The organism is Pseudomonas sp. CVAP#3 (genome assembly GCF_018986375.1).
GTDB classification, from domain to species: Bacteria; Pseudomonadota; Gammaproteobacteria; order Pseudomonadales; family Pseudomonadaceae; genus Aquipseudomonas; species Aquipseudomonas helvetica.
The window spans coordinates 26,385-39,937 of sequence record NZ_JAHMSC010000016.1 but is presented as its reverse complement, the minus strand read 5'-3'; the positions used below and the strand labels follow the sequence as shown (position 1 = coordinate 39,937).

Here is a 13,553-nt window from a genome sequence, read left to right as displayed (position 1 = left end):
ATTATCAATTGAGATTCATTCATGACTGCCCCGTCCCGTTTCCTGGCCTGGCTGGTGTTCCCCTTGTTTGCCCTGTGCAGTTTCAACCTGCTGGCCGACACGGTGGAAGGTGCGCCACAGGCACTGCATTTGCTCGATTACATCGGTGCCGATTATCCGGCGACCGTGGAGGCGGGCCAGGTCATCGATGACGGCGAGTACCGCGAACAGCTGGAGTTTCTTGGCGTTTTGCAGGGGCTGATCGTTGCGCTGCCGGCCAAACCCGAGCGGGCGGAACTTGAGCAGGGCGTGAGCAATCTGCGCAACGCGGTGACCCAGCGTCAGGACGGTGCGGAGGTGGCCCGACAGGCGCGGCAATTGGGCGCGAAACTGGCGGTGGCGTATGAAGTCAGCCAGGCACCGATCATTACCCCGGATCCCACGCGCGGTGCGCCGTTGTACGCGCAGCACTGCTCGGTGTGCCATGGCGACGCCGGTGCCGGTGATGGCCCTGCAGGTGTTGGCCTGACGCCGCCACCGGCCAATCTGCGTGATGCCACGCGGCTCGACCGCCTGAGCCTGTACGCGATCTACAGCACGTTGGGGCAGGGCATCGAAGGCACGGACATGCCGGCCTTCGCCGATCAACTCGACGAGCGTCAGCGCTGGGATCTGGCGACCTATATCGCCGCGTTCAGCGCTGATCCGGCTGCGGCCAAAAGTGAAAAGAACTTCAACCTCGCCGACCTGGCCCGACAGACCCCGGTGGAAGTGCTGGCGGCCGAAGGCCCTCAGGCAGCCGCCACGTTCCGCGCCCAGCGCGCCCAACCGCCGCAGGTCAAGCGCGGCCCGGCGCAGTTGCTCGATTACACCGCCGCGACCCTCGACAAGAGCCTGGCCGCGTACCGTGCCGGCGAGCGTGAGCAGGCTTATGACCTCTCGGTAGCGGCGTACCTGGAGGGCTTCGAGCTGGTCGAAAGCTCGCTGGACAACGTCAACACCGTAGTGCGCAAGGACACTGAAAAATCCCTGATGGCTTACCGTCAATCGTTGCAGGACGGGCTGCCGATCGAGCAAGTCGAGCAACGGCTGGCGTTTGCCAAGACCAAGTTGAAGGAGTCCGCGGACCTGCTGGGCAGCGATGGCCTGAGCTGGTCGCTGAGCTATATCTCGGGCCTGCTGATTTTGCTGCGTGAAGGGCTGGAAGCGATTCTGGTGCTGGCTGCGGTGCTGGCGTTCTTGCGCAACACCGGCCAGCAGTCGGTGATTCGCAGCGTCAACATCGGTTGGGGGTTGGCGCTGGTAGCGGGTCTGGCGACCTGGGCGCTGGCGGCGTACGTGATCGATGTCAGCGGTGCCCAGCGCGAGCTGCTTGAAGGCTGTACCGCGCTGTTCGCCAGTGTCATGGTGCTCTGGCTCGGGGTGTGGATGCACGACCGTCGCCACGCGGCGGCCTGGCAGGATTACATCAAGAGCAGCCTGGTCAGCGGCGGTGGGCGTTTCGGGTTTGCCGCGCTGGCATTTTTTTCGGTCTACCGCGAGCTGTTCGAAGTGGTGCTGTTTTACGAAACCCTGTGGCTGCAAGCCGGCCCGGCCGGGCATAACGCGGTACTGGCGGGTGGCGCCACGGCGTTGGTGCTGCTGATCGGTCTGGCCTGGGTGATCCTGCGCGGCTCGGCGAAACTGCCGCTGGCGCTGTTCTTCGGGATCAACGCCGGTTTGCTCTGCGCGTTGTCGGTGGTGTTCGCCGGGCATGGCGTCAAGGCTTTGCAGGAGGCCGGGATCTTCGGCACTCGTCCGGTGCCATTCTTTGACTTCGACTGGCTGGGGATTCACGCTGACGCCTATTCGCTGGGTGCGCAGGCGGTAGCGATTCTGGCGATTGTCGTGCTGTATAGCCGTAGTCGCATGGCGGAGAAGCGGCGGGTGCAAGTGTCTTAACCGTATTCGCTGCGCTCATTATCGCGGGCAAGAGCTAGGCGCCTCCCCGCTCCTACAGGGTTTCCGTCGTGCCACAAACACGTGAACGACACGAATCCGTAGGAGCAAAGCTTGCCCGCGGTGCTTTTCAAAGGAGAAAACACACAATGCGTGTCTGGATCGATGCCGACGCCTGCCCTCGGGCAGCCAAGGATCTGGTGGTGAAGTTTGCGCTCAAGCGCCAATTCGAGGTGGTGATGGTGGCTGGGCAGCCGCAGATCAAGCCGGGCCTGGCTCTGGTGAAGCTGATCGTGGTGCCGAGCGGCCCGGACGCGGCCGACGATTACCTGGTGGAGCACGCAGTGCCGGGTGAGTTGGTGATTTGCAGCGATGTGCCGCTGGCCGACCGCTTGGTGAAGAAAGGCGTTGCCGCGCTGGATCCGCGGGGCAAGGAGTTCGATGCGCAGAACATGGGCGATCGGCTGGCAGTGCGTAACCTGTTCACCGACCTGCGCGAGCAGGGTCAAATGGGTGGCGGGCCAGCGCCGTTTGGCGATCGCGAGAAGCAGGCGTTCGCCAATGCGCTGGACCGGATCATCACCCGGCTATCCCGGCCATGATGATCGTTCCCACGCAGAGCATGGGAACGATCAGGTGTCATGCGTCGTTTTCGTGAGTCAGCTCTAAAACCCGATCAACCAGCTTGTTGATCCCTGAAGCCGCTTCGCTGATTGATTGCGCCAGCATATAGGCCGGAGTGCTGACCAGTTTGCGTGCCTTGTCTTCGATGATCTCGCCGACGGCGCAATCGACATGGGTCGCGCCCATTCGGGTCATGGCGGCGGCGGTGTCGGCGTCGTTGCCGATGGTGCAGGTCACGCCCGGGCCGTAGATTTTCGCCGCCAACGCCGGTGAGATGCAGATCAGGCCAACCGGTTTTCCGGCTTCGGCAAAGGCTTCGGCCAGCGCCAGGACATCTGGCTGAATGCTGCAACCGGCGCCTTCGATGGCGAAGTTGGACAGGTTCTTCGCCGCACCAAAACCACCGGGCACGATCAACGCATCGAAGTCTTCGGCGTTGGCCTCGCGCAGGTCTTTCACTTGCCCGCGAGCGATGCGCGCCGACTCCACCAGCACGTTGCGCGACTCGGGCATTTCTTTGCCCGTCAGGTGGTTGACCACATGCAATTGCGCGATATCAGGGGCGAAACATTGCACCTGCGCGCCGCGTTGGTCGAGGCGCAGCAGGGTCATCACGCTTTCATGGATCTCGGCGCCGTCATACACGCCACAGCCGGAAAGTATCACTGCAACTTTTTTGCTCATGGGTTCTTCTCCAGTTTCATGGCATTAAATGTCCACTAATTTGTCACTCGTTGCCATAGGGTTATTTCACGGCTACACCTAGGATCAGTCATCACCATTGCGATCAGGTCGCGTCATGGACTTCATTCTGTATGCGGTGCCGTTTTTCTTCGTGTTGATTGCCGTCGAGCTGCTGGCGGATCGTTGGCGCGGGGTGCGTAATTATCGCCTGGCGGATGCGATCAACAGCCTCAGCACCGGCGTGTTGTCGACCACCACCGGCCTGCTGACCAAAGGTATGGGGCTGGTGACGTACGCGTTTGCGCTGAAGCATCTGGCGTTGTTCGAGCTGTCGGTCGAGAGCATTTGGGTCTGGGTGTTTGCCTTTGTCCTCTATGACTTCTGCTACTACTGGCTGCACCGCATGGGGCATGAGCGCAACATCCTTTGGGCGGCGCATTCGGTGCATCACCAAAGCGAGGACTACAACCTCTCCACGGCGTTGCGCCAGACCAGCACCGGGTTCCTGCTGAGCTGGATTTTCTACTTGCCGATGGCGGTGCTCGGTGTGCCGCTAATGGTATTCGTCAGCGTCGCGGCGCTGAATCTGCTGTACCAATTTTGGGTTCACACCAAACACATTCCCAAGCTTGGCTGGTTCGAATGGTTCTTCGTCACGCCCTCCAACCATCGGGCTCACCATGCGCAGAACGCGCTCTACATGGATCGCAACTATGGTGGGGTGTTCATTATCTGGGATCGGCTGTTTGGCTCGTTCCAGGAAGAGGACGACAACGAACCGGTGATTTTCGGCGTGACCACACCGTTGGCGAGCTGGAACCCGTTGTGGGCGAACGTGCAGTTCTATGCGCAGTTATGGGCCGATGCACGACGCGCCGAACGCTGGTGGGACAAGCTGCGAATCTGGTTCATGCGCACCGGTTGGCGGCCGGCGGACGTGGCGGCGAAGTACCCGATAAACAAGCCGGACCTGAGTCAGTTCCGAAAATTCGAGGTGCCGCTGGACGGACGACAGCAGGTGTATATCGCGCTGCAGTTTTGCCTGTATATCGCGCTGGGCAGCTACCTGATGAATCTGGAACGAAGCTTGCCAGCCGCGGCCCTGGTGTTGGGCTGGGGGGCGGTGGCGCTGGGTTTGTTTGTGCTGGGCGTAGCCCTGGAGAATCGCCCGCAGGCGTTGAAACTGGAGTTGCTGCGGCTGGCGCTGAACTTGCCGCTGGTGTGGCTGGCGCCGCTGGTCGGGCTATGGCCGGCCAGCGCGGTGGGCTGGATCGGCCTGCTCAGTTACAGCCTTCTCAGCGGCATCGGTCTCTACTGCTGCAAAAACCGCATCACTCGACTGGCGTCGTAGGTTCGCTGTTCTTGGCTTTTTCAGCTTGCAGGACCTGATCGTCTTCGTAGATCTGCTTGGCAAGGCGAGCATTCTTGAAGCGTCGGCGCAGCCACAGGCAGAAGCCCAGCACCAGCAGGGCGCCGAGTACCCACAGTTCGTACTTCTTGACGCTGCCGAGCATGCCTTCGAGCACCGCGCCAAAGTGGTAAGCGGCAGCCGCCAGGGCACTAGCCCATATCGCCGCACCAATACCATTGAGTATCAGGTAGCGTCCCGGCGGGTAACCCGACAGGCCGATGGCCACGGGCATTACCGTGCGCAGGCCGTAGACGAAGCGAAAGCTCAGCACCCAGATATCCGGGTGCTTGCGGATATGCTCCAGCGCCCGATCGCCCATCAGTTGCCAGCGTGGTTTGCGCGCCAGCAGTTTGCGGCCGTGCTTGCGCCCCAGGAAGTACCACAGCTGATCGCCGGCGTAACTGCCGAAGAACGCCACGACCACCACCAGGTTGATATCCATGTATCCGCGGAACGCGAGGAAGCCTGCGAGTACCAGAATGGTTTCGCCTTCGAAGAACGTGCCGAGGAAAAGGGCAAAGTAGCCGAAGTCATGCAGAAATTGTTGGAGCATTGTCTGGGTGCTGGCGAAATGAACGCGCAGCCTAACCCTTCAGACACATTCAGGAAAGTGTCGAAATGTGTCTCGACGTGAACATTTCCTACAAGGACAATGGTTGCGACTACAGGTCACAGGGGTGCACATAACTGTCATACGTTAGTCATAATGGGCGCTTATAACTGTCACGCTCGCCCGCCAGCGCGGGCTCAGGAGTCTGCCGTGAGCTTTACCCCCGCCAACCGTTTGTTTCCTGCAACCCGCCTGCGTCGCAACCGTCGTGATGAATTTTCTCGCCGTCTGGTCCGTGAAAACGTTCTGACCACCAATGACCTGATTCTTCCGGTCTTTGTGCTGGACGGTGAAAACCGTCGCGAAGCGGTTGCCTCGATGCCGGGCGTCGAACGTCTGACCATCGACCTGTTGCTCGAAGAAGCGGCCCAGTGGGTCGAGCTGGGCATTCCAGCCGTGGCGCTGTTCCCGGTGACCCCGCCCGAACTCAAATCCCTCGACGCTGCTGAAGCCTGGAACCCGGAGGGCATCGCCCAGCGCGCCACCCGCGCCCTGCGTGCACGCTTCCCGGAGCTGGGGGTGATTACCGACGTCGCGCTGGACCCGTTCACCACCCACGGTCAGGACGGTATTCTGGATGAAGAAGGCTATGTGCAGAACGACATCACTGTCGATGCGCTGGTCAAGCAGGCGCTGTCCCATGCGGCTGCCGGTGCGCAGGTGGTTGCTCCGTCGGACATGATGGACGGCCGCATCCAGGCGATTCGTGAAGCGCTGGAACTGGCCGATCACGTCAACGTGCGGATCATGGCTTACTCGGCCAAGTACGCGAGTGCCTACTATGGCCCGTTCCGCGATGCGGTCGGTTCGGCGTTGAACCTGGGCAAGGCGAACAAGGCGTCCTATCAAATGGACCCGGCCAACGGCAATGAAGCGTTGCACGAGGTGGCCAGCGACTTGTCAGAAGGCGCGGATATGGTCATGGTCAAGCCAGGCATGCCGTACCTGGATATCCTTTACCGCGTCAAAGAAGAATTTAAAGTGCCGACCTTTGTCTATCAGGTCAGCGGTGAATACGCGATGCACATGGCAGCGATCCAGAATGGCTGGTTGAGCGAAGGGGTTATTCTTGAATCCCTGACCGCCTTTAAACGTGCTGGCGCTGATGGCATCCTGACTTACTTTGCCGTACGTGCCGCTCAATTGTTACGAGAGCAACAATAGCCCTCCCAGGAACACTCGATGAATACCGAAGGACTCTCTGAAGTTGCCGTAAACGAAGCTCAACCTGTGGTTGAGCCAGTCGTCGAAACCTCGCTTACGCTGGAGCCTGCTCCACCCGCGGTGGTAGCCGAAGCGGCGCCTGCTCTGCCTGCGGTCGCGATTCCTGGTCTGGATGACAGCAGCCTGTACATCCATCGCGAGCTGTCGCAACTGCAGTTCAACATCCGCGTGCTGGAACAGGCGCTGGATGAGTCCTATCCGTTGCTGGAACGGCTGAAGTTTTTGCTGATTTTCTCCAGCAACCTGGACGAGTTCTTCGAGATTCGCGTTGCGGGGCTTAAAAAGCAGATCACCTTTGCCCGTGAACAAGCCGGTGCCGATGGTCTGCAACCGCATCAGGCGCTGGCACGGATCAGCGATCTGGTGCACGGCCACGTCGATCGCCAATACGCGATCCTCAACGATATTCTGTTGCCGGAACTGGAAAAACATCAGGTCCGTTTCATCCGTCGTCGCTACTGGACCACCAAGCTCAAGACCTGGGTGCGCCGCTATTTCCGCGACGAGATCGCGCCGATCATCACCCCGATCGGTCTCGACCCGACGCACCCGTTCCCGTTGCTGGTGAACAAGAGCCTGAACTTCATCGTCGAACTCGAAGGTATCGATGCGTTCGGTCGCGATTCCGGTCTGGCTATCATCCCGGCACCGCGTTTGCTGCCGCGTGTGATCAAGGTGCCGGAAGAAGTCGGTGGCACCGGCGACAACTATGTGTTCCTGTCGTCGATGATCCACGCTCACGCCGACGACCTGTTCCAGGGCATGAAGGTCAAGGGCTGCTACCAGTTCCGCCTGACCCGAAACGCAGACCTGGCGGTCGACACCGAAGACGTCGAAGACCTGGCACGCGCACTGCGCGGCGAGCTGTTCTCCCGTCGCTACGGTGATGCGGTGCGTCTGGAAGTCGCGGACACCTGCCCGAAACACCTGGCCGACTACCTGCTCAAACAGTTCAATCTGCAAGAGACCGAGCTGTATCGGGTCAACGGTCCGGTCAACCTGACGCGGCTGTTCAGCATCACCGGCCTGGACAGTCACCCAGAGCTGCAATACACGCCGTTCACCCCGCAGATTCCGAAACTGCTGCAAAACAGCGAGAACATTTTCAGCGTGATCAGCAAGCAGGACATCCTGCTGCTGCACCCGTTCGAGTCCTTCACCCCGGTGGTCGATTTGCTGCGCCAGGCTGCCAAGGACCCGCACGTTTTGGCGGTCCGTCAGACCCTCTACCGCAGCGGTGCCAACTCGGAAATCGTCGATGCCCTGGTCGACGCGGCGCGTAACGGCAAAGAGGTCACCGCGGTGATCGAATTGCGCGCGCGGTTCGACGAAGAGTCCAACCTGCAACTGGCCAGCCGTCTGCAAGCCGCTGGCGCGGTGGTGATCTACGGCGTGGTGGGTTTCAAGACCCACGCCAAGATGATGCTGATCCTGCGCCGCGAGGCTGGCGAGATTGTCCGCTACGCCCACTTGGGTACCGGCAACTACCACGCCGCCAACGCCCGCCTGTACACCGACTACAGCCTGCTGACGTCCGACGACGCCTTGTGCGAAGACGTCGGCAAACTGTTCAGCCAGTTGATCGGCATGGGTAAAACCCTGCGCATGAAGAAACTGCTGCACGCGCCGTTCACGCTGAAGAAGGGCATGCTCGACATGATTGCCCGGGAGACCCAGTTCGCCCTTGATGGCAAGCCGGCGCACATCATCGCCAAGTTCAACTCGCTGACCGACCCTAAGGTCATCCGCGCGCTGTACAAGGCCAGCCAGTCGGGGGTGCGGATTGATCTGGTGATACGCGGCATGTGCTGCCTGCGGCCGGGTATCGCCGGGGTTTCGCACAACATCCACGTGCGCTCGATCATCGGTCGCTTCCTGGAGCACACGCGGGTCTTCTACTTCCTTAACGGCGGTGAAGAGCAGATGTTCCTGTCGAGTGCTGACTGGATGGAGCGCAACCTCGATAAACGCGTCGAGACGTGCTTCCCGGTGGAAGGCAAGAAGCTGATTACCCGGGTCAAGAAAGAACTGGAGCTTTACCTCACCGATAACACCCACAGCTGGAGCCTGCAGCCGGACGGCCGTTACATCCGCAACACGCCGACCGGCAACCAGAACCCGCGTAGCGCCCAGGCAACCTTGCTGGAGCGTTTGGGTAGCCCGATTCTGAGTGTGAGTTAACGCAGGAGAGGGACCGGCATGATGCAAAAGGGCGATCTGCAAGGATCGCCCTTTTGTTTTCAGTGAACGTTAAGCACGAAGTTGACGCGGGTCAGCCATTCCGCTTCCAGCGCGAAGTCAGCCTGGGTCAGCTGGTTTTCGTCCAGCCAGTTCTCCGGGAACAGCACATCCAGGGTATCGCCGTTGGCCTGCAAGGTGACCTGCGGCATCTTTTGGGTGCCACGGATGTGATGGAACAGAATCGCGAAGCGCAGCAGCACGCAGAGGCGAATCAGCTTGATGCCGTCATCGCCGAACTCGGCAAACCTGTCCTTGGGAATGTTGCGGCGGTGGCCGCGTACCAGCAGCGCCAGCATCAGTTGGTCTTCACGGGAAAAACCGGCCAGATCGGAGTGTTCGATCAGGTAGGCGCCGTGTTTGTGGAATTGATAATGGGCGATATCCAGCCCGATTTCGTGGACCTTGGCGGCCCAGCCGAGCAGTTCGCGCCAGACGCCGTCATTCAGGTCCCAGTCATCGGCCACCTGGTCGAACGCATGAAGCGCTTTGCGTTCGACGCGGTCGGCCTGTTCCACGTCGACGTGGTAACGCTCCATGAGCGAGCTGAGAGTGCGTTCGCGGACGTCTTCGTGGTGATGACGGCCCAGCAGGTCATAGAGCACGCCTTCGCGCAGGGCGCCTTCACAGTGGTCCATGCGTTGCAGTTCGAGGGCGTCGAAGATTGCTTCGAGAATCGCCAGGCCAGCCGGGAAAATCGCCCGGCGATCCGGTTTGATGCCTTCGAAATCGATTTTTTCAACGTCACCGAGTTTGATCAGCTTGCGCTTGAGCCAGGACAGGCCTTCGGCATTGACCTCGCCAGTCCCGTGGCCACCCGCTTTCAGCGCCAGACCAATGGCACGGATGGTGCCCGAGGAGCCGATCGCTTCGTCCCAGGTCAGGCGATGCAAGGCATGTTCAATGCTCATGATCTCCAGCCGCGCCGCAGTGTAGGCCTGGGCGTAACGGGCCGGAGTGATCTTACCGTCGCGGAAATAGCGCTGGGTGTAGCTGACGCAGCCCATTTGCAGGCTTTCGCGCAGCAGCGGTTCGAAGCGCTGGCCGATGATGAATTCGGTACTGCCACCGCCGATATCGGCTACCAGACGCTTGCCCGGTGTGTCGGCGAGGGTGTGGGAGACGCCAAGGTAGATCAGGCGGGCTTCTTCACGACCGGAGATGACTTCTACCGGGTGACCGAGGATTTCTTCGGCGCGACGGATGAATTCGCCACGGTTGCGCGCCTCACGCAGGGCGTTGGTGCCGACGATCCGCACGGCGCCCGGTGGCATGCCGTTGATCAGTTGGGCAAAGCGCTTCAGGCAATCGAGCCCGCGCTGCATGGATTCTTCGGTAAGTTGGCGCTCTTCGTCGATCCCCGCGGCCAACTGAACCTTCTCGCCAAGCCGCTCGAGAATACGGATTTCATTGTGCAGGGCCTTGGCCACGACCATATGAAAGCTGTTCGAGCCCAGGTCTATAGCGGCGATCAGGGACAGATTCTTGGCTTGGGATTGAGGCATGGTGAGGGGGTCTCGGTCGATAACCTCGACATCCTGCCACGATCAACCGCTGCCGCCAACGCACACGAATTAAAGCATTGATATGACGCACGAAACTCGGTGGCTCGAGCGTCTATCCCCTGTGGCGAGGGAGCTTGCTCCCGCTGGAGCGCGAAGCGGTCCTCAATGGTGGGCCCGATTTCTACCAGGCAGACCGCATCTGCAGGCCTTACGACTGCTGCGCAGTCGAGCGGGAGCAAGCTCCCTCGCCACAAGGCTTCAGCCCGCCGCCTCAACGGTACCGATGAAATTCGCCAGCTCTGCCGTCTGCGGGTTGGCAAACAACACTTTCGGATCGCCCACCTCGTGCACCTTGCCCTGGTGCATGAACACCAGTTTGTCGCCGACTTCACGGGCGAAGCGCATTTCGTGGGTGACCATGATCAGCGTCATTCCGTCCCTGGCCAGTTGCCGGACCACGCTCAGCACCTCGTTGACCAGCTCGGGATCAAGTGCCGAGGTGATTTCGTCGCACAGCAGCACTTTCGGCGACATTGCCAGGGCCCGGGCAATCGCAACACGCTGTTGCTGGCCGCCGGACAGTCGATCCGGGAACGCATCGAATTTCTCCGCGAGCCCGACCCGCTCCAGCATCTGTCGCGCCAGCCCGGCGGCTTTGGTCTTGGAGACTTTCTGCACCACTTGCGGCGCGAGCATGACGTTTTCGCCCACCGTCAGGTGCGGGAACAGGTTGAATTGCTGAAACACCATGCCGACCTTCTGCCGCAGGCTGCGCAGGTCGGCGCGGGCGGCGTCGAGGTATTCGCCGTCGACTTCGATCACCCCGTCGTTGATCGACTCCAGGCCGTTCAAGGTGCGCAGCAGGGTCGATTTCCCCGAGCCGCTACGCCCGATGATCGCCACCACCTGGCCTTCGTTGACGCTCAGGTCGATGCCTTTGAGCACATGGTGATCGCCGTAATATTTATGCAGGGCGGAAATTCTAAGCAGAGGCATGCAGTCTCCTTTCCAGGTAGCGGGCACTGAGGGACAACGGGTAGCAGAGCAGGAAGTAACCGAGCGCCACGAGGCCGTAGACCATGAAGGGTTCGAAGGTTGCATTGGCGAGCATGCCGCCGGTTTTGGTGAGTTCGGTGAAGCCGATGATCGAGGTCACCGCCGTGCCCTTGACCACCTGCACCGAGAAGCCCACGGTCGGTGCCACGGCAATGCGCAGGGCTTGCGGCAGGATCACGTGGCGCAGCTGTTCAAAGGGATTGAGCGCCAGGCTTGCCGACGCTTCCCACTGACCGTTGGCGATCGAATCGACGCAGCCGCGCCAGATCTCCGCCAGGTAAGCGCTGGTAAACAGCGTCAAGGCAATCGCCGCCGCCAGCCACGGCGAAATCTCGATCCCCAGCAGCGCTACGCCGAAAAACACCAGAAACAGCTGCATCAACAGCGGTGTGCCCTGGAACAGCTCGATGTAGGTGCGGGCGAAACCTCGTGGCAGGGCGTTTTTCGAGATACGCAGGGTCATGATCAGCAAGCCGATCAGCCCGCCACCGATAAACGCCACCAGCGACAGTGCCAGGGTCCATTGCAGGCCGGTGAGCAGGTTGCGGACGATGTCCCAGAAGGTGAAATCGCTCATTGGCCGTTCCTCGCAATGTAGCGTCGCCCAATCCAGTTCAGTAGCTGGCGGATCAACAAAGCCATGCACAGGTAGACCAGCGTGGTCAGGGCGTAGGTTTCGAAGGCGCGGAAGTTGCGCGACTGAATGAAGTTGGCGGCAAAACTCAGTTCTTCCGTGGCGATCTGCGAGCACACCGCCGAACCGAGCATAACGATGATGATCTGGCTGCTCAGGGCCGGCCAGACCTTGCCCAGCGCCGGCAGCAGCACCACATGGCGGAACGCTTCGAAGCGGCTCATCGCCAACGCCGCCGCAGCTTCCAGCTGGCCACGCGGAATCGCTTGAATGCCTGCGCGAATGATTTCCGTCGAATAGGCGCCGAGGTTGATCACCATCGCCAGCACCGCCGCCTGCCATTCGGAGATTTGCAGGCCCAGCGACGGCAAGCCGAAGAAAATGAAGAACAGTTGCACCAGAAACGGTGTATTGCGGATCAACTCGACGTAAACCCCGAAAATCCCGGCAAACGGACGGATGTTCCACGCCCGCACCACTGCGCCGACAATCCCCAGGCTCACCCCGAGCAGTGCGCCGATGGCCGTCAGCTCAAGGGTGAACAGCGCACCGCGCAGCAACAGGTCGGTGTTGTGCACCACCGGTAAAAAGTCGAACTGATAGGCCATGGACAGTTTCCTCGATTAAGCGCCGTCGCGACGATCAGAGATCGGCCGGCAGCGGCTGCTTGAGCCAGGTTTGCGCATTTTTCTCGAGGCTGCCGTCGGTCCTGGCGGTGGCAAGGATCTGATTGACCTTGTCCAGCAGCGCCGGCTCGTTCTTGTTCACGCCGACGTAGACCGGCGAATCCTTGAGCTTCACTTTCAGCGCCGGAATGCGTTTCGGGTTGCGTTCACTGATGGTCACCATCACCACGTTGCCGCTGGCGATCAGGTCGACTTGCCCTGCGAGGTAGGCGGCGACGGTCGAGTTGTTGTCTTCGAAGCGCTTGATGGTCACGCCTTGCGGCGCTACGGCAGTCAACTCGATGTCTTCGATGGCGCCACGGGTGACGCTGACGGTTTTGCCCTTGAGGTCATCCAGGCTGTTGATGGCGGCGTCTGGCGGGCCGAACACCGCGAGATAGAAGGGTGCATAGGCGCGGGAGAAGTCGATGACCTTCTCGCGCTCAAGGTTTTTGCCAAGGCTGGAGATCACCAGGTCGACCTTGCCGGTGGTCAGGAATGGAATGCGGTTGGTGCTGTTGACCGGCGTCAGTTCGAGTTTGACCTTGAGCTGGTCGGCCAGCAGTTTGGCGGTGTCGATGTCGAGGCCACGGGGTTTCATGTCGGGGCCCACCGAGCCAAACGGCGGAAAGTCCTGAGGCACGGCAACCTTGAGCGTGCCGCGCTTGACCACATCCTCGAGGCCGTCGGCATGGGCGGGGAGCTGACAGAACATCAGGCTGGCGAACAGGGCAGTGAGCAGGGCGCTGCAACGCTGGGTCATGGCAAATCTCCGGATTCGGCAAGTGATTTCTGCGAGTCGACAGAGCACAGCCCATGCCAACCTCCGGCGAAATGCGTGCAAAGCCGCGGATTTACTGACGTTGATCGGTCTTACTGGTCTGAACAGTTGCCGATTTTTTCGCACCTTGATCGGGCATCGGCCAAAGCGCTCGACCCCCCGTGGGGCACGACTTGCCTGACTCGGCGATTAGCTTTACAACTA

The 13,553-nt window shown here is 60.7% G+C and carries 12 protein-coding genes; 5 read left to right on the top strand and 7 right to left on the bottom strand.

The genetic code is table 11. The features are described 5' to 3' along the window. Positions 1–21 precede the first annotated feature (21 nt). Together KRR23_RS22525 and KRR23_RS22520 are read left to right on the top strand one after the other, a co-directional pair. A complete protein-coding gene (locus tag KRR23_RS22525; RefSeq protein ID WP_216744319.1) occupies positions 22–1,920 on the top strand; it encodes an FTR1 family protein in 1,899 nt (632 codons plus the stop codon). A 146-nt stretch (positions 1,921–2,066) separates the two neighbouring features. After that, positions 2,067–2,519 (top strand): YaiI/YqxD family protein, encoded by a 453-nt coding sequence (locus tag KRR23_RS22520; protein ID WP_216744318.1) that lies wholly within the window; start codon positions 2,067–2,069, stop codon positions 2,517–2,519. Between the two features lie 37 nt (positions 2,520–2,556). On the opposite strand, the gene elbB is transcribed toward KRR23_RS22520, so the two are convergent. Beyond that, positions 2,557–3,225, bottom strand: coding sequence for an isoprenoid biosynthesis glyoxalase ElbB (gene elbB, locus KRR23_RS22515; protein WP_216744317.1), 669 nt, complete (start codon positions 3,223–3,225; stop codon positions 2,557–2,559). 115 nt (positions 3,226–3,340) lie between these two features. Between elbB and KRR23_RS22510 the strand changes: the two genes are divergently transcribed. Beyond that, a complete protein-coding gene (locus tag KRR23_RS22510) occupies positions 3,341–4,576 on the top strand; it encodes a sterol desaturase family protein (RefSeq protein ID WP_216744316.1) in 1,236 nt (411 codons plus the stop codon). Here KRR23_RS22510 and KRR23_RS22505 read toward each other — a convergent pair. After that, entirely contained in the window at positions 4,557–5,189 is a 633-nt protein-coding gene (locus tag KRR23_RS22505; RefSeq protein ID WP_216744315.1) for a DedA family protein, read from the bottom strand. The genes KRR23_RS22510 and KRR23_RS22505 overlap by 20 nt on opposite strands. Before the next feature lie 207 nt (positions 5,190–5,396). Here KRR23_RS22505 and hemB point away from each other — a divergent pair, with 207 nt between their 5' ends. Together hemB and ppk1 are read left to right on the top strand one after the other, a co-directional pair. Further along, on the top strand, positions 5,397–6,410 hold the full coding sequence (gene hemB, locus KRR23_RS22500) for a porphobilinogen synthase (RefSeq protein WP_123426232.1): 1,014 nt from the start codon (positions 5,397–5,399) through the stop codon (positions 6,408–6,410). 18 nt (positions 6,411–6,428) lie between these two features. Further along, positions 6,429–8,651 carry a polyphosphate kinase 1 gene (ppk1, locus tag KRR23_RS22495; protein ID WP_216744314.1) on the top strand — a complete coding sequence of 741 codons (2,223 nt, stop codon included), beginning with the start codon at positions 6,429–6,431 and terminating at the stop codon, positions 8,649–8,651. Between the two features lie 59 nt (positions 8,652–8,710). Here ppk1 and ppx read toward each other — a convergent pair whose 3' ends face one another. From ppx to KRR23_RS22470, 5 genes are all read right to left on the bottom strand, one after another. Continuing rightward, entirely contained in the window at positions 8,711–10,213 is a 1,503-nt protein-coding gene (ppx, locus tag KRR23_RS22490; protein WP_216744313.1) for an exopolyphosphatase, read from the bottom strand. A gap of 258 nt (positions 10,214–10,471) precedes the next feature. Next, positions 10,472–11,209 (bottom strand): amino acid ABC transporter ATP-binding protein, encoded by a 738-nt coding sequence (locus KRR23_RS22485; protein ID WP_216744312.1) that lies wholly within the window; start codon positions 11,207–11,209, stop codon positions 10,472–10,474. Then, positions 11,196–11,846 carry an amino acid ABC transporter permease gene (locus KRR23_RS22480; protein WP_123581023.1) on the bottom strand — a complete coding sequence of 217 codons (651 nt, stop codon included), beginning with the start codon at positions 11,844–11,846 and terminating at the stop codon, positions 11,196–11,198. Before KRR23_RS22480 ends, KRR23_RS22485 begins: the two co-directional genes overlap by 14 nt. After that, positions 11,843–12,511, bottom strand: coding sequence for an amino acid ABC transporter permease (locus tag KRR23_RS22475; protein ID WP_216744311.1), 669 nt, complete (start codon positions 12,509–12,511; stop codon positions 11,843–11,845). The genes KRR23_RS22480 and KRR23_RS22475 overlap by 4 nt, the downstream gene beginning before the upstream one ends. 34 nt (positions 12,512–12,545) lie before the next feature. After that, positions 12,546–13,331 (bottom strand): transporter substrate-binding domain-containing protein, encoded by a 786-nt coding sequence (locus KRR23_RS22470; RefSeq protein WP_216744310.1) that lies wholly within the window; start codon positions 13,329–13,331, stop codon positions 12,546–12,548. Positions 13,332–13,553: the final 222 nt, after the last annotated feature.